Origin of the sequence: Francisella sp. SYW-9 (assembly GCF_008711465.1) — a bacterium.
Taxonomy (GTDB): Bacteria; Pseudomonadota; Gammaproteobacteria; order Francisellales; family Francisellaceae; genus Francisella.
On the sequence record NZ_VXKQ01000007.1, the window covers coordinates 91,369 to 112,356 of the forward strand.

Here is a 20,988-nt window from a genome sequence, read left to right on the forward strand (position 1 = left end):
TTAGATATACATTGACTGGTTTTTTATAGCATTATGAGTCATTATCTTAAAAAAGAGCTCTATGATCTAATAAGTGAAAATCATAAAATTTTTGACTCTTTACAAAAGTCTAGCCTAGACGGTCTATGGTATTGGGATTTAGAAAATCCCGAAAATGAATGGATGAATGATAGATTTTGGGAAATACTCGGCTATGATCCTAAAGAGAAAAAGCCACTTACATCAGAATGGCAGCATCTAATTTTCCCAGAAGATCTTCAAACAGCTACACAAAACCTAGAAAAACACCTTAAAGACCCAAATCATGAATACTCTCAAATAGTTAGATATAAACATAAAAATGGCTCAACAGTATGGGTTAGGTGTCGTGGAATGGCAATCCGTGATAAAAATGGTAACCCCATTAGAATGTTTGGTGCACATAATGATCTTACCGCACTAAAAAATATACAACAAGATTTAAAAGAATCAAAAGAATTCTCTGAATTAATGTTTGATGCTAGTGAAGATATTATGTTTGTTAAAGATAAAAATTATCGTCTTATCAAAGCAAATAAAGCCATGCTTAATCTATACCCTAAAGATATACAAGAATCTGTTATAGGGACAACAACAGTTGAGAAATTCTCTGCTGAAGATGCTAAACTTTTCCTCAAATATGACAAGATTGCCTTTAAAAAAGGCTCATCTAGAACAATTGAATATATAACCACCCCTACTGGTGAAAAAATAGTCATCGATACTTATAAGGTTAGATTCTGCAATAAAGCAGGAGAACCTTTTATCTTGGGTATAGCTAGAGATGTCACAGAAAGAGAGGCTTTACTTCAAAGCATAAAGGAAAAAAATACCAAACTTAATTATATTGCATATAACGATGAACTAACCAAGCTTTTAAATCGTAAGGGGTTTATCAAAGCTGCGGAAAGATCTCTCAAAAAAGCCAATAAAAATCTCCTAACTGCCCTAATTATGATAGATCTAGATAATTTTAAGTTTATAAATGGCTCTTTTGGGTATTCTGTAGGTGACAAGCTTATAGTTACTATAGCTAAGATCTTAAGATCTTGTTTACCTGAAAATAGTATTATTGGTAGATCAGGTGGCGACGACTTTTTAGTTCTAATTGAAAACCAAAATAACTTTCAAAAAATAGAAGATATTACTAAAAGTATAATAAAAAAAATATCTACTCCAATTGATATAAGTAAAAACAGCATAACTCAATCTGTTAGTATAGGAATCGCAACATATCCTGACATTGCACCAAATATAGAAAAGCTACTCCAAAATGCTGATACAGCTATGCACAATGCTAAATCTATGGGTAAAAATATATACTCAAACTATAGCTTTGATTATGATGAAGCTACAAGACGTCGTAACAGCATAGAACGCGAACTATTAAATATTGATATGCGTGAGTTTAATATTGTTTATCATCCTCAATTTGATGCTGATATGAACATTTACGGCGTAGAGGCTTTAATACGCTGGAACTCACCTAATCTAGGTAATGTTACACCAGATGAATTTATACCTATAGCAGAAAAAAACCAAACTATTGAAAAAATAGGTCAGTGGATATTTAAAAAAACCATATCTGATTGGCAGAAATTATTAAAAGCTAATTTAATAGATAACATTAAACTATCCATAAATATATCTAGCATACAACTCATCAACAATAAATTTTCTGATAAAATAATTAAATTCTTTGATAAGATTGATAAAAAATTAATCACTTTTGAAATTACAGAAACATACTTATTAAGTGATATAAATCATACAAGATCCATTATTAACAAATTAAATAATAAAGGCTTTAGTTTTGCCTTAGATGATTTTGGTACAGGCTACTCCTCATTGAAGTATCTTGCTAATTTACCTATTAAATACCTAAAAATTGATAAATCATTTGTTAGTGACTTTGATAGAGAAAATAATAAAGCTATTATAAAAGCTATAGTACAATTAGCAAATAACTTAAATAAAAAATGTGTAGCTGAAGGAGTCGAAACAGCCGAACAGCTTGAATTTTTAAAATCAATAGGTTGTGATTTTTATCAAGGATTCTATTTTAGTAGACCTATACCTTTTATAGAGCTTAAAAAACTATTACAATCTCTCCAACAAACTAAACCTAAGAAATAAAAATGTTTAACTATAATCTTTTTCTACAACAATTATCACATAAGAAACTTTATCAAACATCATTTATAAAAAATGAACTCGCTCAAAGACTTCTAAAAAGATTAGATTTTATAAACCTTGATCCAACAGATATTTTAGTTGATGGATATCAAGATACTAACTATTTAGATATTTTGAAAAGTCGTTTTCCTAATGCTAGAATCCATAATAACCAAGATACTAAACAACAGTTTGATATTATAATATCAAACTCTATTATCCACCTTACAGATAATTTAGTCCAAGAATTAGATAATTATTATGAACTTCTAAACAATGATGGAATCTTACTTTTTTCAACATTTGGTGATAAATCGTTTAGCACGATGAAACAAGATTTTGCAACTGTTAGTAATAAAAAACATACAAATGATATGATCGATCTATTAACATGGGGAAACACTCTACAATCAAGTAGATATAAAACCCCTGCTATAGAGTCAGACTTAATTGTTTTTACTTATCAAAGTACAAACACTCTTTTTGAAGATATTAGAGCATTAAATGAGCCACTAGCAGATACTACCATGCATACAGGTTTAACTGGCAGAAGCTTATGGAGCAATTTCATAAAACAGTTTAAGCAAAATCTACAGCTAGAAATAGAAGCTCTATATGGTTATGCAGTTCGTAAAGATGATGAAAATATTAGAATTCGTAGTAACCCTAACAGAATAAGTTTGGATGAATTAAAAGAACAAATTGCTAATTTCAAAAAATCTAACAATACATAATTGCCATTGTTGATAATTGATTCCAGTCATAATCTGGACATTGAGTTGGTTTCTTAAGTGGCTGGCAATATGTACGCCACGTACCACCTCCATAAGTTTTCATAATCAAACATTTCTTCAAACGTTTATCCTGCCCAGTCAATGAGCCTACAGTTGTAACATCCTCAATAGAATAACCATCAGATAACTTATACTTTGATTTAGCTTTACTGTTATCAATCTCATCAAATGACTCACCGATCTCTTTTGGAGTCTCTAATTTCACGCCACCCAAAAGATTTTTATAGTTTTTCATCTGATAAGCCTCAGCATCATTATAACCTTGAGATTCTTTAGTTATATAATCTTTCGTTGACTTATTACCCTGATATGCACCATAAGAATCTTTGAACTCTTCATTAATTTCATCATGACGTTTTAAAATATTTCCAGCCGCTTTAACATCTTGTTTCATAGATTCTTGTTGTAATTGTTTTTTCTCAACCACAACCTTATTACCAACATGTTTATTAATATGAGCTATCCTTTGCGCTATTTCTTGGTCTGACGGTTTCTTAATTTGAGCTATTTTTTTTGCTACTTCTTGATCTGCTGGCTTTTTAGTATTATCACGATCTGCCAGTATCTTCTCAGCATCCGCCAAGAGTGCATCATAACTAGCATTACTTGTATCAACCATAATACTTAGATCATCACCTTTATGAGTATCTTGTGATTTTGGAGTATTAGATTTATCCTGTGACTTACTAATCTGTTTGACTGCTGTTGAAGCTTTTTCTTTGCTACTTATATTTGTGGCTACCTGATCAGCTTGAGTAACGCTAGCATTAACATTAGTAGTATCTGCTAAGACAACACTATAGCTTAATGACATAGTAGATAAAAAAAATATAACTTTATTTCTCATAACTCTATAAAAAAAATTTTCCTAAGCAAAGTATATTAGATATTGAGCATATAAAAAAGTATTTTGTACAAACACTTTAAATAACTATCTGCTCCTCATGGAGTTTTATATTATAGTTTTCCAAAACCGTGGTTTTGATAAATTCAATAAGCTGTATTATGTCACTCCCAGTAGCATTGCCATTATTAACAATAATGCCACCATGTTTAGGTGAAATCTGTGCATCCCCAATTATTTTACCCTTAAGTCCAAGCTCTTCAACCATTACTCCTACAGGCATATTTGCTTGAGGTCTTTTAAATACGCTTCCTGCTGTGGGCTTTTGTGGTAAATTAGCTAAACGACGCGAATAAATATCATCTAACTTAGCTTTAATCTCTTGCTTTGTTTTTTTCTCAAATTCAAATTTTGCAGATAATATACAAATATTACTATCATTTTTAAACATAGAAAATCGATAGCCATACTCTATATCTTCTTTTCTATACTCGATTATCTGTTTCTTATTAAGATCTAAAACTCTAACACTTTTTACATAAGTATAAATATCATCACCATAAGCTCCAGCATTCATTATTAAAGCTCCTCCTAAACTAGCTGGGACATCATAAAATGTCTCAATACCACTTAAGCCTGCATGGTATGTTTCTAATGCAAGATCCTGCAATAAAGCCCCTGCTTGAACATCTACCTCACAATCAGAAACACAAAAAGAGTTAAAATTTTTACAAAAAATAACGAAGGCTATTTCATCATCATAATATTCTTTAGAAAAGATTACATTACTACCATTACCAAGAAAAAATAATTTTTCATGCCTATCTACAATTTCTAGAAGCTCATTTTCATTACTAGGAAAATAAACATGTTTTGCAAATGATTTAATTCTATAAGTGTTATATTTTTCTAAAGATATATATTGTGACATTATTTACCTAAACATTATTATCTAAAATCTCTATTTGCATAAAATGAGACATATTCTGTATAAGGTTATTATACCCTCTAAATATCTGATGAGCATTATTTATAGTTGAGAACTCATCAAGTAATGAACCTGCCATCAGACATGCCATTCCAGCACGCAGATCTTTTACACTCATTATAGCTGGACGAATATCTTTAAGGCTTGTTACAGGTCTTATCTCAATCAAGTTATTATCTATGGAAATATCAAAGCCCATCTTACGAATTTGATATACATAATTTATTCTTTCTGGATAAACAGTATCTTGAATAGTGCTAGAACTATTTGCCATAAATAACATTACCGCATATATAGGCTGTAAATCTGTTGGAAAATGAGGAAATGGTGCCGCTATAATATCAACACCTTTAATATTGCTATCTTTACCGAAAAACTTTAGAGATTTATTTTTTTGATCATATTCCCATTTAGCAGTTGCATTAGTCAGTTTTTCTAACGGTTTTGCAATACTATATGTGTCTTTAGTATTTATATTTGTAATAGTTACATTTGTTTTGTATAAATATGCCATTGCAGCATAAGTCATTGCTTGAATCCGGTCAAAGATTATTTCAAACTCACAGCCTAATAGTCTTGCAACTCCTAATATTCTAATCTTTCTACTCTCAATATCAAATTTAATATTAGCGCCACACTTATTTAGATAATCGATTAATGTGACAACTTCAGGTTCAAGAGCAACATTCTCAAGAATAACTTCAGAATTACCGATAACAGCATACATAACTAAGTTCATCGTTGCCCCAACAGAAGGAAAAGGCATCTTAAACTCAGCATCTTTTTCTTCTTTATAAACAACTTCAATATGCTCTTCTGCTAGTGTAACCTTTGCACCTAAAGCTTCTAGCCCTTCAAGATGAATGTCAAAGGGTCTTTTCTCACTAAAGCTACAACCACCAGGAAATCCAATTTTTACACGCCCTTTTTTCTTTAGCATTGAACCTAAAAGCATTAAAGAACAGCGTGTTTTTGAAGTCATTTGACCGCATAATTCTAATGTTTCTGTTGATATTACTTTTGTATTAATCGTTACATCTTCACCTTTTTCTGTAACAACAGCTCCAACATTTTCGAGTATTTCCTTTGCACCTTTATAATCTAATAAAGTTGTTGGAACATTACTAAATGTAGTTTTTGTATCTGGAATTAAGCTTGCGAATATTAAATGCAATAAAGCATTCTTTGCACCACTAATATTTATTGTTATTTCATCAGCAATATTATTTAACTTTTTTACTCTTACTGCCTTCATCTTTTGATCTCTTATTTTTCTTAGTCGCAAATGGATTTTCTGATTGCTTAAACTCAAATACTATAGGAGTTCCTCTAAATTCTAAAGCTTCTCTAAAGAAATTTTCTAAATATCTTTTATATGAATGTGGTAGTTTACTTACTTGATTGCCATGTATAACAATTACAGGAGGGTTATGACCACCCACATGAGCATATTTTAATTTGATTCTAAATTTACCTACCATTGGAGGTGAATGAGCATCTATAGCAAGTTGTAATAGCTTTGTGGCATCTGCTGTAGTTATTTTCTTGTTTGCACACTCATAAGCAGTTTGTATAGACTCAAAAACATGACCAACATTTGTACCATGAAGAGCTGATATAAAGTGAATATCTACATAATCCTGCAAGAAATATAGTCTTCTTTTGATATCCTCTTTTACTTTATTACGATCCTCCTCTGTCATGCCATCCCACTTATTGACAGCTAAGACAAGAGCGCGGCCATTTTTAATTGCAAAATGTATCAAACTTAGATCTTGATCTGAGATACTTTGTCTAGCATCAACCACAGCCACAACAACATTTGAATCTTGTATAGCTTGAAGAGTCTTAACCACTGAGAATTTCTCTAGTGTTTGTTTTACCTTACCTCTTTTACGCACTCCAGCGGTATCAACTATGGTGTATTTTTGCCCATGTCTTTCAAATGGAATACTAACACTATCAATGGTTGTTCCAGGCATATCAAACACTACTACTCTGTCTTCTCCAAGCATCCTATTTGTAAGAGTAGATTTACCTACATTAGGTCTACCTATCAATGAAAAATGGATCCCATGACGAAGCTGTTCTTTATGTTCGCCTGTTTGAGTATAATCTTGATAATATTCATTCAATGGTTTTTTCAAAAACTTGTCTATTAGTTTTTGAGTATTTCTACGATGTGCAGCAGATATTGCAAAGACTTTTTCAAAGCCAAAGCTATAGAATTCAGCCATAGCAGCCTCTTCATCTACTCCATCAACCTTATTAACTACAACTATTACTTTTTTATCTCTTTGACGTAATAAATTAGCTACATACTCATCACCTGCTGTTAGTCCAGATCTACCATCGACAACAAAAAATACTAGATTAGCCTCATCTATAGCCATCTCAGACTGCTTAGCCATAAACTCATCAAACCCTGCATCTTGATCTGAGATACCTCCTGTATCGACTACTAAATAATCAAGATCATCATACTTTGCTTGGCCATATTGACGATCACGCGTCACACCTTCAAAATCGAAAACTAAAGCATCTCTAGAATTAGTAAGCACATTAAATAATGTTGATTTACCAACATTTGCTCTACCTACTATAGCAACTAAAAAAGACATATTTGTCCTTATATTTTATAACTTATATATTTACGCTAATGTTACTCTATTTATATTAGTTTATAAAGCTATATCTCTTTTTATTAAAAAGTTAAAGATATTTCTTTTAGTTATTTTCAATAGGTAAAATTCTTTTAGAACAATAATTATATATATACTGACATATCCAGTGTAATAGTATTCATATACTGACCACTGTATAATTTTTGATATGAATATTCTGGGCCAAATAAAACATTATTATCAAAGTACGCTCTGTTACCACTGATAATAAGCTGTTCTTTTATTCCTGAGGTTGTACTATTACCATTTATTGGAGATGCTGATAAGCTCATTGGTAAGGTTGCAGCATTATAAGATTGACCATAAGAGACACCAAAACTGGTATTTCTACCACCTAACAACATTGAGTAGTTAGCAGCACCATACCATGCACCTGCTAGCACATTACCGCCATCTCCATTAAAATCTTGTGAATTTGTAGTTGTTGACCAACCAGCACCTAAGTTTAAGAAGCCACCCCATAAACCATAAGTTAAGTTTCCATCAAAGTTAAATGCACCTATTGGTGTTGCTGCTGAGAGACCTTGATTTTTAAGGAAAGTACTCAATGAAGTATTACCGGCACCCGCCATATTATAAACATAACCAACGTTAAAAGCACCAATTAAGTTATCTGTCCAGCTATCAACATAGAATAGACCAGTTGAAAAGTCTGCAGTCTGGTCATCTGAGCCAAAAACAGTAATATTGGCGTTCCATACTTGATCTTTATAGTTTACAGAGACATTAGTGACCTTATCTGGAGATAAGAAGTCGGTGATACCTGACGTCCAAGGACCACCACCGCCATATGTACCTACAGATAGCTTATTCCTACCTGCTGTTACAAAGAATGGTGAAGTATCTAAATTACCAAAGATTACAAAAGCGTTACCTAAGCCAAAGGTACCAGATTCAGATGTATCAAAATCAAATTGTGCTGTTACATAGTGTCCAAGATTCGATAGGAAATATAGTTTAGCATTTGTTAAATAAATATTTTGGCCATTACCTGATATATTAGTAGATGCATTACTACTACCCCACCAGGATTGTGCATCTGCTTCAATAAAGCCACCAAAGAAAACTGAGTAATCATCAAACTTTTCTCTTTGACTTAATAAGGTTGAAGCAAAAAGGTTTGATGAAATCTGTCCAATTGGAATACTGTTGTTACCAGAATATGAACCTAGGAAAGTAACTTGACCTTGAGTTGTAATTGCTGGAGCTCCTCCGACATCAATACCACCGTTTTGGTTAAACACACCTCCTAAGGACTTATTTCCTAAGTCAACTATCGAGTTACTATCATTAACATTCTCCATAATATCTGAAGCACTTTGACCATCAACTAATGTCTGACTTAAATCATCTCCAGTTATTGCCTGTGGAGTGTTAGGCTGATTATCATATACTTTGGTACTATATGTGGCAAACTGGGAGTTTCCACCTGACATATTTTTAATTTCACCATTTTGGTTTTGACTTTGTTGCTTAATCTGCTGTAGTTGACCTTGTAACTTTTCAACTTGCTTTTGCAACTTTAATAAAAGTTCTTTCTCATTGACACTCTGATCATTTGATCCTTTACTTGAAGGTTGTGATGATTCAGAATCTTTAGCTTGTGAAGTCTTTTTAGCTAAGGAATTATTAAGGTCCTGTTGACCAATGCTCGTTGCACCTAAAGGCCCTCCTTGAGAAACGACATCTGGAGAACCATCCTCTGAATAACCCAATGTAAAACATATAAACATACCACTGATTAAAATAAAGGTTTTTTTAAACTTTTGCACTAAAACCACGCCTCCCCAAACATAAAAAATAAAGCCCTATGAAAAGTTAATCATAAAGCCATCATCTTGGCCTATTTAGACCTAGAGCATTATCAAATATACTATCTGCATTTTGCTGTATCATATTGACAACTATGTGTTATAAATTTAAAATTTAATTGCCAAACTATGACTTCATGGAACTATATAATAGACAAGATTAATTTACTAACCCCAATCTACAAAATAATGTCGAGAAAGTCACATCCGCTTAAATTTTACAATTTCTAATAATACAAAAATGCTAGTTTCGCTTAAACATATTAAGCTCAAATTTACATGATCTTATAAACATTTCAAAAGCTTACTTAATCACTAAAAACACTAACACTTCGACTTTTATTTTACTGACTAGATATTATAAATCAATAGAAAAGATAAATATTTTGAATAGCTATCAAAGACGAGACAGCCAATAATGAAATGGCAAATATTATACAAATATAGACAGATCTAGAGTAATAGTGTTCATATGTTTGCCACCATATAACTGTTGATATGAATATTCTGGACCAAATAAGACATTATTGTCAAAATAAGCACGCTGACCTGAAACAAGAAGCTGTCTACGTATCCCGATAGGTGATTTAGCACCATTTATAGCAGAAGCTGATAATGTCATAGGTATATCTTTTGCATTATATGATTGACCATAAGAAACACCGAAGTTAGTATTTCTACCTCCTAACACCATTGAGTAGTTGGCCGCACCATACCACCCTCCAGCAAGCACACTTGAACCATCCCCATTAAAATCTTGGGTATTTGTTGTTGTTGACCAGCCAGCACCTAAGTTTAAGAGTCCTCCAAATAAGCCATATGTCAAGTTTCCATCAACGTTAAAAGCACCCACTTTCGCAGAGGTGTTATTTCCATACTGCTCCTTCAAAAAGCTAACCACATCACCATTTCCAGAACCATTTAGATTATAAACATAACCAACGTTAAAGGCTCCTACTAAGTTCTCAGTCCAATTATCCGCATAAAATAAACCAGTTGAAAAATCAGCTGAATTATCATTTGTACCAAAAACAGATACATTGGCATTCCAAACCTGACTTTTATAGTTTACTGATATATTACTAGCTCGACTAGGTTTCAAAAAGATAGTCATACCATCTGTCCAGGTACCACCACCACCATATGATCCAACAGATAGCTTGTTTCTACCTACTGTTACAAAGAAAGGAGAAGTATCTAAGTTACCAAAAATTGCAAGGGCATTACCAACACTAAAATTACCTGTTTCATCTGTATCAAAGTCAAATTGCATAGTCACATAATGACCAACATTTGCTAAGAAATATAATCTAGCTGCTGTTAGGTAGATATTTTCTCCAGTTGGAGATAATTCAGTATTTGAAGGTCCATATTTCGCAATACCACTATTACCAAACCATGTTTGAGCATCTGCTTCCAAGTATGCACCGAAGAAAATTGAATAATCATCGAACTTTTCCCTTTGACCTAATAATGTTGATGCAAAAAGGCTCGAGCTAATCTGTCCAATAGGAATACTGTTGTTACCTGAGAATGAACCTAGGAATGTAACCTGACCTCGAGTAGTAATTGCAGGAGCTCCCCCTACGTCAATACCACCACTTGAATTAAATACCCCACCCAAGGCCTTATTATTTAGATCAACAATCGAACCTTTTGTATCAACATTTTCCATAATATCGGCAGGATTTTGGCCGCTAGCCAAATCAGATAAATCCTGACCGCTAAGAGAGTTAGGCTTATTATCATAAACTTTTCTACCATATGTAGAAAACTGTGTATTCTCATTAGATGTATTTTGGATACTAGTTTTTTGTGCCTTAATTTGTAATAACTGACCTTGCAACTGCTTAACTTGCTTTTGCAACTCTAGTAACATCTCTTTTTCATTTACATTTTGAGCATTTGACTGCTGTGATGCATTTGATCCAGCGTTTTTTGAAGTACCTGAGCTAGCAGTAGCGTTATTTACATTTTGAGCACCAATACTAACTGCTCCTAAAGGACCTCCTTGAGAAACAACCGCTGGAGAGTTCTCAGAATAACCAAGCCCACAACATAATAATAAACTACTTAAAATAAAGCTTCTCTTAAACTTTCCTGTCACAATTACATCCTCAAAATTAAACAAAAGTTAAACTAATCTTAAAGAGATTGCATGACGAAAAATTCACTTTCAATATTTTTTACAGCAAATATTCAATTATAGATTTACTCTCAAGACTCTTAGAGTTAAATAGAGTAAAGTCTTATATGGAAGCCTTTCCAGGCACTTTCATATTAGATATGAACAAACCATTCTCACACTACAAACAATTTTTTTCAATAGCTTTATAGTAGGAAAAATTAATATAAACTTAATGACTAAAAGCATGAGGAATCTAAAAAAAGAGAAGATAATTTAAGAAAATATTAAATTGGCATATATGGCGCATATGTTGGTGTCCATGAAGATAGATTAATCAATCTAGTAATCTCATCATCAAGCTCTTCAGGCGTAAGATCTTCCAAATCCACATCAACACCATGAACATCTTCTAATATAGCTTGTTTTGCTACTGCCTTTGTAATCTCTTTACTCACACCAACCAGATCAGATATATTTGCTAATAATGGTTGTGTTATATCTTCATTAATTACCATTGGTGATAATTCACTTAATCGATAACACGCAGCCCTAATCATACCATTAGTCAAGACTTTAGCATGGACTGCTACAGAGCCAAGGCCTAAACCAGGAAATATAAAGGCATTATTACCTTGAGAAATCCTATACTCTCGACCATTATATTCAACATCAGCAAAAGGACTTCCTGCTGCTATAAGAGCCTTTCCATCAGTCCATCTGATAATATCCTCAGGTAAAGCTTCACATAATGATGTTGGATTTGATAACGGCATTATAATAGGGTAATTGTTGCACTCAGCCATTGTTTTAACAATCTCTTCTGTAAATGATCCTGGCTGACCAGATGTACCGATTAGAATGTCTGGTTTTGCATTCTTCACAGTCTCTTCTAGAGTGATATAGTCAAAATCCTCAACTTTCCACTTATCTATCTCAGCACTTGTCTTAACAAAAGGCTTCTGTTCCGGAGTGATTCGCTTAGCTCTTAACTTATCACAAACTAAGCCATATCTATCAACAAGATAAATACTCTTTCTGGCCTTCTCAATTGTAATCCCTGCTCTATCTGCGATTACATCAGCAAGCTGTCTTGCAATACCACAACCAGCACTACCAGCTCCATAGATAACTATCTTAAGATCACAAATACTTCCTATAGCTTCCTCTTCGGTCAACTCACCCGAGTTAACTCTAATTGTCATCGCTGTCTTAATTGCCGCAATACAATTAGCCGCAGCTACAATACCTGTACCTTCGATATCATCATTAAAGGTACATAGTTTTTCTTTATATTTTTCTAATATACGAGTAGCGTTATCTCTACCTAAATCCTCCCAGTGTAAAAATACATTAGGAAATCTAGCTTTAACCTGAGTAACAAACTCTTCGATGAACTCATCATATGTCTCACCAGAAACTCTTGGTAAACGCACCCCTAAATATCCCGGAGCAGAAAGTAGATCATCATTATTAGTTCCCATATCAAGCTGTACTGGCAAAACTCTTGCAGGATCTATACCACTAGCCGCAACATAAACCATAATCTTACCGATACTGATATTCATTCCACCAATACCTTGATCGCCTATACCCAGAACTGCCTCACCATCTGTTACAAGAACAAGGTCAATACTATTATATTCATATCTCTCTAAAATCCTAGAGATATGCCTTTTATGGTTAATTGATATAAACAAACCACTTTGTTTTCTAAATGAGCTACTATATTTTTGTACTGCTTCACCAACAGTAGGAGTATATATAATAGGCATAATCTCCTCTAAGTTCTCACGCACAAAGTGATAAAATAAAGTAGTATTTAGATCATGTAGCCTATTTAAGAAAACATACTTTTCTAATGCTGTTGGTTTTATTTCAAGCTGTTTTTTAACTCTTACAGCTTGCTCTTCTAAGCTTTCAACCTTTTCAGGAAGATAACCAAGCAAATCAAATGCTATTCTTTCTTCTTGGCTAAAAGCAACATCTTTGTTCAAAACTCTATTATTGAGTAGTTGCCTACCCGTAAGGTTTGTTTCAATCGCAAAAACCTTACCGCTTTTATTTCGTAATTTTCTTATTCTCTTTACACGTCTTTCCATGACAAAACCACTTAAAAATATTTTACACAAGTATATTAAAAAACTTCTAACTAATAAGTATCTAACAGTAGTTGCTTTTTTTCAACAAAAAATGAATACTATTAGGTTATTATATCCCTTTAAAAAACTGCTTTAAACTATCTTTATAATGAAAATCATCACTAACTTTAAAAAAATCAAAAAATCTAACCCCTCTGCAGTTGCGATAGGATCTTTTGACGGTGTCCATTTAGGTCATCAAACAATCATAGAAAAATTAAAATCTATTGCTAAAGAAAACCAACTAGAAACTTATATTTTATTTTTTGAACCCTTACCAAAAGAGTTCTTCCTAAAAGAAAACGCACCTACAAGAATTTATGACTTCAGAAACAAAGCTATTAACCTATACGAACTTGGATTAGAAAATATAATCTGCCAGAAATTTAATTCCAATTTTGCAAACATTGAGGCTGGAACATTTATTAAAGAATATTTAGTAGATAGATTAAACATAAAGCATATAATCGTTGGCGATGATTTTAAATTTGGTAAAAAGCGCAAAGGCGATTATGAACTTTTAAAAAAATTCTCTAACGAATATGACTTTAAGGTTGATAAGGTATCAACACTAAACCTTGATAATCATCGTATTAGTAGTAGTCAAATACGCCAAGCAATTGCAGATCATGATCTAGAGCAAACTCGTAAACTACTAGGCAAAACTTTAAAAATTAACTCACGTGTTATTCATGGACAAAAAAATGGCAGAAAAATTGGCTTTCATACAGCTAATCAAAAACTACCAAAAAATTCAGCTTTAAAAGGAGTATTCCTAACTAAAGTTTATTTTGAAAGCAAAGAAAGCTACTACGGTATTTCTAATGCAGGAACCAGACCTACTGTAGATGGTAAGAATAATCTTTTAGAAACACATATCTTTAATTTTGACAAAGATATTTATGGTAAACATATTACTACAGAAATTATAGACTTTATTAGGGAAGAAAAAAAATTTAAATCTTTTGAAGAGTTAAAATCTCAAATATCTCAAGACATAAAAAAAGCAAAAAATTTAATTACTACATTGTAGACTATTAACATAGCCTTCTTTGTACATTATAATTTGTGCTTAAGTAATTTTTTTAAATCTCAATATTAACTATTTTAAATACCTAAGGAATTCAAATGAGTGACTATAAAGACACACTAAATCTCCCAAAAACATCCTTCTCGATGAAGGGTAACTTAGCCAACAAAGAACCAATGATTCTTAACAAGTGGGAAAAACAAGGTATTTATAAAAAAATTAGAGAGCATTTTGCAGGGCGTGACAAATTTGTTCTGCATGATGGACCTCCGTATGCAAACGGTAGTATCCATGTTGGCCACGCTGTAAACAAAATCTTAAAAGATATAATTGTAAAATCTAAAACTCTAAGTGGCTATGATGCTCCATATATCCCAACATGGGACTGTCATGGCTTACCAATAGAGCTTCAAGTTGAGAAAAAACATGGAAAAGCCGGTCAGAAAATCTCTGAAGACTCTTTTAGAAAAGAGTGTCGTAAATATGCAAAAAAACAAGTTGAAATACAAAAGAAAGATTTCAAAAGACTTGGTGTTTTAGGCGAGTGGGATCAACCATATCTAACAATGGATTTCAGCTATGAAGCCAATATGATTAGAACATTAGCAAAAATTATAGAAAATGGTCATTTAAGTAAAGGTTTTAAGCCTGTGCACTGGTGTACTGACTGTGGATCAGCTCTAGCAGAAGCTGAGGTTGAATACGCCGATAAAGTCTCTCCAGCTATCGATGTAAAATTTAAAATCAAAGATCAGTCTAAATTAGCTGAGGCTTTTGGCATAGATTCTTTAAATCACGAAGCTTTTGCTATTATCTGGACAACTACTCCTTGGACACTACCTGCTAACCAAGCTATAGCTGTTCGTAACGACCTAAGCTATAGTCTAATCAAGATTGATGATTCATATATAATACTTGCAGAAAACTTAGTAGAACAAACATTAAAAAGATACGCCATAGAAGATGCTAATGTAGTTGCTTGTACTTCTGGTGAGAGGTTAGTAGGAATTATTGCTGAGCATCCTTTCTATAGTCGCCACGTGCCAATACTACATGGAGATCATGTAACTGACGACTCTGGTACAGGTATGGTACATACAGCGCCTACACATGGTGTCGAAGATTTCGCTTTAGGCAAAGAACATGACTTATCTATGGAGATTTATGTCAAAGGAAATGGTTGTTACAGTGAAAATACCAAACTATTTGCCGGTGAATTCATTTTCAAAGCCAATGATAGAATCGTAGAACTTTTAGGTGAGAAAAAACGCCTAATGAACTCTGATAAAATAAAGCACAGCTATCCTCACTGCTGGCGTCATAAATCACCTCTTATGTTTAGAGCTACACCTCAATGGTTTGTTAGCATGGAAAAAGAAGGCTTACGTAACAAAGCTTTAGAGGCTATCAAAGAAACAAACTGGGCTCCAAGCTGGGGACAAGCTCGTATAGAAGGAATGGTCAAAGATAGACCTGACTGGTGTATATCTCGTCAAAGAACTTGGGGAGTACCTCTACCTTTATTTATTCATAAAGAAACTGAAGAGCTACATCCAAATACTATTGAGATCTTACATAAAGTAGCAGAAAAAATAGACAAAGGCGGTGTTGAAGCATGGTTTAACGCTGATGACAGTGATTTCATATCTGAAACAGATGATTATAGATCTGTAAAAGATACTCTAGATGTTTGGTTTGACTCTGGTGCATCTAGTATGTGTATATTAGATTTAGATAAACGCCTTAGCTACCCTGCTGATTTATATCTAGAAGGTTCAGATCAACATCGTGGTTGGTTCCAAACATCATTATTAGTTGGAATGTCTGCTAAAGGTAGCCAACCATATAAAGAAGTTTTCACACATGGTTTTGTGGTTGATGAGCATGGCCGTAAAATGTCAAAATCTTTAGGAAATGTAACGTCTCCTCAAGATATTTATAATACTCTTGGCGCTGATATCTTGCGTCTTTGGACAGCTTCTACTGACTATAAGAGTGAAATGGCTGTCTCTGACCAGATTTTAAAAAGAACAGCCGATACTTATCGTAGACTGCGTAATACAGCTAGATTTTTACTATCTAATCTAAATGGTTTCAACCCAGAAACAGATATTATAGAGTTTGATAAGTTAGTAAAATTAGATCAATGGGCGATTGCAAAGACTAAAGAGTTCCAAGATAAAATCATAGATGCTTATGAGAAATACCAAACCCATACAGTTGCTCAATTGATACACCACTTCTGTTCAGTTGAAATGGGAAGTTTCTACTTAGACATTATTAAAGATAGACAGTACACTGCAAAAACAGATGGGCATCCACGTAAGTCTGCTCAAACAGCTATCTACCATATTGTTCATGCTTTAGTTAGATGGATGGCTCCGATACTATCGTATACAGCTGATGAGATTTGGGAAGCTACTCCAAAGACAACTGACTTACCTATACAGCTTTGTGAATGGTACACAGGGCTTGAATCATTTAGCCCAGATGATGAGCTGAACTTAGATTTTTGGACAAAAATACAAGAAATTCGTTCTGAGGTAAATAGAGTACTAGAAATAAAAAGAAATGAAGATCTAGTTAAAGCTTCTTTAGAAGCTGAGATAACTCTATATGCTGACCAAGAAAAATATAATCTTCTTAAGAAGCTAGAAAGTGAGCTTAGATTCTTATTAATATCTTCTAAAGCAAACTTAAGACCTATAGAAGAAAAATCTACAGACTCAACTGAAGCGCAAATCTCAGGTTTATTTATTGACATTAATAAAGTAGAAGAGCCAAAATGTGAAAGATGTTGGCATCGTAGCTCTACAGTTGGTCAAAATGAAGAATATCATGATATATGTAGTCGTTGTGTTGAAAACATCACAACAGAAACTGGAGAATCTCGTGAGTTCGCTTAAACCTAAAATAAAGTATTTTGTTTTAGCAATTGTTATTATAGCTGCTGATTTATATACAAAACATCTTGCTAATACTTCTTTAGAGTTTGCACAACCAGTTAAAATAACTAGTTTTTTCAATTTCACACTTCTATATAATCATGGTGCTGCATTTAGCCTCTTAAGCAATAGTCATACATCATGGCAAATGGTCATGTTTTCAATAATATCATTGATAGCTGCGATAGTTCTTACCTATTTGATCATTAAACAACCCATTGAAGCAAAGCTAAATCTATTTTCTTTTTCTCTTATATTAGGTGGTGCTTTAGGTAATTTTTATGATCGTGCCTTTAGAGGATATGTTATTGATTTCCTAGATTTTCATATTGGGAATTATCATTGGCCATCATTCAATATAGCCGATTCTGCTATTACATGTGGTGTTATATTACTGATCCTTGCTTCGCTATTCAGCAAGAAAAAATCATAAAGTCTTTTTGTAATTATTATAAAATTGGCGCGCTTTAAATTTATTGCCTCCATAGGAGATATTATAAACAGTTTGTTGTAAACGAGTGCTCTGTTGCATTATAACGCCTATATACTTAAGGTCTGGCATTGGCTTATTAACCTCAGCAATCACCGTTGCTGTAAGAGGAAGCTTCTCATTAGACATAATTGTATAACCATTATTTTTTAGATAACTAATTAGCTTGTTGTATCTTTTATTAAAATCATCATTCCCATCAAGCTTAATTATCTGATCTGGATAGTTTGCGACTAGAAAATCAACCCCAGCAACATTGTTTGTATGTGTTGAATACTCAACTGGTTTTATCTCGCTATATCTAGTTAACTTTTTATAATGGGTCACATTATCATCCCAACCTTCTTGTACAGTCGTGCAAGAACTTATAACCAGTGAAACTAAGCACATTGTCAAAATTTTCTTATTCATATTATTAAAAACAATATATTTGATACAGTAAATTATATCGTCAAAGCCATTTTTTTAATATAGCTATCAACACAAATCAATTATAAAAACTTTTAATTTAAAGCTTAAATTATTTATAATATAAGATCTAAAACAAAGATCATGAACTATACCAACAAATGTCAAAAGCCTCAAACACTAAACGCTGGATGCAAGATCACACTTCTGATTTTTATGTTAAACAAGCAACTAAACTAGGCTATCGTAGTAGAGCAAGTTTTAAAATCCTTGAAATTCAAGATAAATACAAAATTTTCAAGCCAAATGCTTTTGTAGTAGATCTTGGCGCAGCTCCAGGAGGATGGTCTGAACAAATCGTAAAATACATTGGTAATAATGGCAAACTTATTGCTCTTGATCTACTAGATATGGCTCCTATAGCTGGTGTTGATTTTATCCAAGGTGATTTTTCAAGTGATGAGATCTATGAGAAATTAAATGATCTCGTTAATGGACAAAAAATTGATTGTATCGTCTCAGATATGGCACCTAACCTTAGCGGCAATAAGACTTCAGATCAAGCAAAATCAATATATCTTTTGGAGCTAGCTTTAGATTTTGCTAACAATAATCTTAAAAATAATGGAATATTTGTGGCAAAAGTTTTCCAAGGTCAAGGAAGTGATGAATACCTAAAACTAGTCAAAGAATCTTTTGTTAAAGTAATTCAATTTAAACCTAAATCTTCTAGACCTAAATCAAGAGAGTTTTATATAATAGCAAGTGGCTTCAAAGGTTAATGTTTATTATACTTTTGCTATAGTAGGTTAAGAAACACTTCACAAAACTAAGGAAAAAACTAACTATTTAAATAGATTAAAGAAAACCCTTAAGATTAAAAATTATCATTTTTTTTACAATCGAGTAAAGAAACAAAGCATAAAATACGTACTTTATACTATAAATGTTAACTATTAAAGAAGTTATACTTCGGTCATACTAGTTTTTCCAGAGGTTAAAGAAGCTTAAATATGTCTAATTTTATGATTTATAGTATGGAGTATGTATTATGTTAAATGATGATAGATATAATTTTTTTTTAGAAAAAAACAACTACATACTAAATACCATACAAAACCTAGGTTTTCTTAATATTAATAATGTTTTAAAAGAATATAAGAATTTAGATTTTAACAGATATCTAGACGCCCAAAAAGCTTTTAAAAAACATAACAACGCAAAAAAAGTTGTAGAAAAATATGAGAATTTAGATTTTAAAAAATATCTATACTCGAGAGAATTTTTAGAGAAATATTCTCACGCCGAAGAAGTTTTAAATGAATATAGTAGTGAGTATAAGACTATTATGTCTAAAATGGCATCTATATACCCTATTTTAAAAGCTGCAGTTGATTATTCCAATAAAACAGAGATTTTTTTTAGAAATGGAACATTCACCGCTTTTAGACATACTGTCAGTGATTCAAAATTTAAAGAAAAACTTCGTCACGTATTATCATATGCAAATAATAAATTACAAATATCTGATCGCCTTAATTGGGAAGAGTTTTTTAATATGGATAAGAAATATATGAAAGGATTAAATAACCACTCATTTTTAAACTTATGCAGTATTCATTGTGGTTATGGGGATCAACTACTTATACCTAAAGATGATGATATATACTTCTATTATTCTGATATAAGAATTAGTAAATTAACAAGAGCTAATGTTATGTCTATAATTAGAAGGTTAAAAAGATTAGCTAACAAATACACTAGTATTATCAATTTATACACAGGCAAAGAAGCCGCTCAAACAACTAATAATTCTTGGCTTATAGATTCAAATTCTGGAGACATGGAGTATCCATGTTTCCTAATAAAAGCTTCAAGCAATCCAGAAAATATTAGAGAGATAGATAATATTGCTAATAAAGCTTGGAAGAGTTTGGGTTTCCACAGCATGAAAGGTGAATCTATAGAACAATTTATGAAACCCAGCATAGATAATAGAAATACTCTTATAGAAAAAGAACACGCATATATATTACAATATTTTTGTACAGGTATAGTTACATCTTTGCTAGACCCCTTAATGCAGTATCTTAATGATGAGATAGATATTAAGGAACTCAAGGAGAGTCTTAAAGCATATAACATGACCTATATCATAAATCTTAATATACTTTCTACTATATATACAAGTCATTGGGCAAATAAAGCTGTAGAGTGTATAGATAAAAGAAAACCTACCACACGTGGACGTCTTTATCAAAGAGGATATTTTCCAGAAGTACTTAATCAAGCTATAACTAATTGCCAAACAATTAATAACTTATAACGACATTGCTCCTTTACTATCATAGCAGCAAAATATAAATATACGCAAACCTATAGCTCCTGAAAAGTCAGTAGTTCTAAACTGGATAAAAAATAATTTCGCACAGTCATGGGCAGATGAAGCAGAAGCGGCCTTCATGAATACTCCAAAGTCTATATTTATAGCTACTCAAAACAATAAAACTATCGGTTTTGCTTGTTATGATGCAA

Annotated in this window: 16 protein-coding genes; 7 read left to right on the forward strand and 9 right to left on the reverse strand. The window is 32.5% G+C overall.

Features of this window, described 5'->3' with window-relative positions; translation table 11 throughout:
• The first annotated feature begins 33 nt into the window (after positions 1-33).
• Together F3D62_RS02405 and F3D62_RS02410 are read left to right on the forward strand one after the other, a co-directional pair.
• Positions 34-2,154, forward strand: coding sequence for an EAL domain-containing protein (locus F3D62_RS02405; RefSeq protein WP_150466661.1), 2,121 nt, complete (start codon positions 34-36; stop codon positions 2,152-2,154).
• 2 nt (positions 2,155-2,156) lie between these two features.
• Positions 2,157-2,927 carry a methyltransferase domain-containing protein gene (locus F3D62_RS02410; RefSeq protein WP_150466662.1) on the forward strand — a complete coding sequence of 257 codons (771 nt, stop codon included), beginning with the start codon at positions 2,157-2,159 and terminating at the stop codon, positions 2,925-2,927.
• On the opposite strand, the gene F3D62_RS02415 is transcribed toward F3D62_RS02410, so the two are convergent.
• The 7 genes from F3D62_RS02415 to F3D62_RS02445 all read right to left on the reverse strand — a co-directional run bounded on the left by F3D62_RS02415 (position 2,914) and on the right by F3D62_RS02445 (position 13,541).
• On the reverse strand, positions 2,914-3,834 hold the full coding sequence (locus F3D62_RS02415; protein ID WP_150466663.1) for a hypothetical protein: 921 nt from the start codon (positions 3,832-3,834) through the stop codon (positions 2,914-2,916). The two genes, F3D62_RS02410 and F3D62_RS02415, sit on opposite strands and share 14 nt — an antisense overlap.
• Before the next feature lie 76 nt (positions 3,835-3,910).
• The gene (gene murB, locus F3D62_RS02420; protein WP_150466664.1) at positions 3,911-4,762 is read right to left on the reverse strand and encodes a UDP-N-acetylmuramate dehydrogenase; all 852 of its coding nucleotides are present in this window, start codon (positions 4,760-4,762) and stop codon (positions 3,911-3,913) included.
• 7 nt (positions 4,763-4,769) lie between these two features.
• Positions 4,770-6,074, reverse strand: coding sequence for a UDP-N-acetylglucosamine 1-carboxyvinyltransferase (locus F3D62_RS02425; RefSeq protein ID WP_191092513.1), 1,305 nt, complete (start codon positions 6,072-6,074; stop codon positions 4,770-4,772).
• Positions 6,043-7,440 carry a ribosome biogenesis GTPase Der gene (gene der, locus F3D62_RS02430; protein ID WP_150466666.1) on the reverse strand — a complete coding sequence of 466 codons (1,398 nt, stop codon included), beginning with the start codon at positions 7,438-7,440 and terminating at the stop codon, positions 6,043-6,045. The genes F3D62_RS02425 and der overlap by 32 nt, the downstream gene beginning before the upstream one ends.
• A 146-nt stretch (positions 7,441-7,586) precedes the next feature.
• Complete coding sequence (locus tag F3D62_RS02435) at positions 7,587-9,284, reverse strand: DUF3573 domain-containing protein (protein ID WP_263478749.1); 1,698 nt, start codon at positions 9,282-9,284, stop codon at positions 7,587-7,589.
• Positions 9,285-9,747: 463 nt separating this feature from the next.
• Positions 9,748-11,421 carry a DUF3573 domain-containing protein gene (locus F3D62_RS02440; RefSeq protein ID WP_150466667.1) on the reverse strand — a complete coding sequence of 558 codons (1,674 nt, stop codon included), beginning with the start codon at positions 11,419-11,421 and terminating at the stop codon, positions 9,748-9,750.
• 305 nt (positions 11,422-11,726) lie between these two features.
• Positions 11,727-13,541 (reverse strand): NAD-dependent malic enzyme, encoded by a 1,815-nt coding sequence (locus F3D62_RS02445; RefSeq protein ID WP_150466668.1) that lies wholly within the window; start codon positions 13,539-13,541, stop codon positions 11,727-11,729.
• A 148-nt stretch (positions 13,542-13,689) separates the two neighbouring features.
• On the opposite strand from F3D62_RS02445, the gene ribF reads away from it, so the two are divergent.
• The 3 genes from ribF to lspA all read left to right on the forward strand — a co-directional run bounded on the left by ribF (position 13,690) and on the right by lspA (position 17,988).
• Positions 13,690-14,613: a bifunctional riboflavin kinase/FAD synthetase gene (gene ribF / locus F3D62_RS02450; RefSeq protein WP_150466669.1), complete on the forward strand. Its 924-nt coding sequence runs from the start codon at positions 13,690-13,692 to the stop codon at positions 14,611-14,613.
• Between the two features lie 95 nt (positions 14,614-14,708).
• Positions 14,709-17,516 (forward strand): isoleucine--tRNA ligase, encoded by a 2,808-nt coding sequence (gene ileS / locus F3D62_RS02455; RefSeq protein ID WP_150466670.1) that lies wholly within the window; start codon positions 14,709-14,711, stop codon positions 17,514-17,516.
• On the forward strand, positions 17,503-17,988 hold the full coding sequence (lspA, locus tag F3D62_RS02460; RefSeq protein WP_150466671.1) for a signal peptidase II: 486 nt from the start codon (positions 17,503-17,505) through the stop codon (positions 17,986-17,988). Before ileS ends, lspA begins: the two co-directional genes overlap by 14 nt.
• On the opposite strand, the gene F3D62_RS02465 is transcribed toward lspA, so the two are convergent.
• Entirely contained in the window at positions 17,983-18,456 is a 474-nt protein-coding gene (locus tag F3D62_RS02465) for a hypothetical protein (protein ID WP_150466672.1), read from the reverse strand. The genes lspA and F3D62_RS02465 overlap by 6 nt on opposite strands.
• 158 nt (positions 18,457-18,614) lie before the next feature.
• On the opposite strand from F3D62_RS02465, the gene F3D62_RS02470 reads away from it, so the two are divergent.
• Together F3D62_RS02470 and F3D62_RS02475 are read left to right on the forward strand one after the other, a co-directional pair.
• Entirely contained in the window at positions 18,615-19,235 is a 621-nt protein-coding gene (locus F3D62_RS02470; RefSeq protein ID WP_150466673.1) for an RlmE family RNA methyltransferase, read from the forward strand.
• A gap of 269 nt (positions 19,236-19,504) precedes the next feature.
• A complete protein-coding gene (locus F3D62_RS02475) occupies positions 19,505-20,779 on the forward strand; it encodes a hypothetical protein (RefSeq protein ID WP_150466674.1) in 1,275 nt (424 codons plus the stop codon).
• Here the strand turns inward: F3D62_RS02475 and F3D62_RS12695 are convergent.
• Complete coding sequence (locus F3D62_RS12695) at positions 20,774-20,917, reverse strand: hypothetical protein (protein ID WP_191092514.1); 144 nt, start codon at positions 20,915-20,917, stop codon at positions 20,774-20,776. The two genes, F3D62_RS02475 and F3D62_RS12695, sit on opposite strands and share 6 nt — an antisense overlap.
• Positions 20,918-20,988 lie beyond the last annotated feature (71 nt).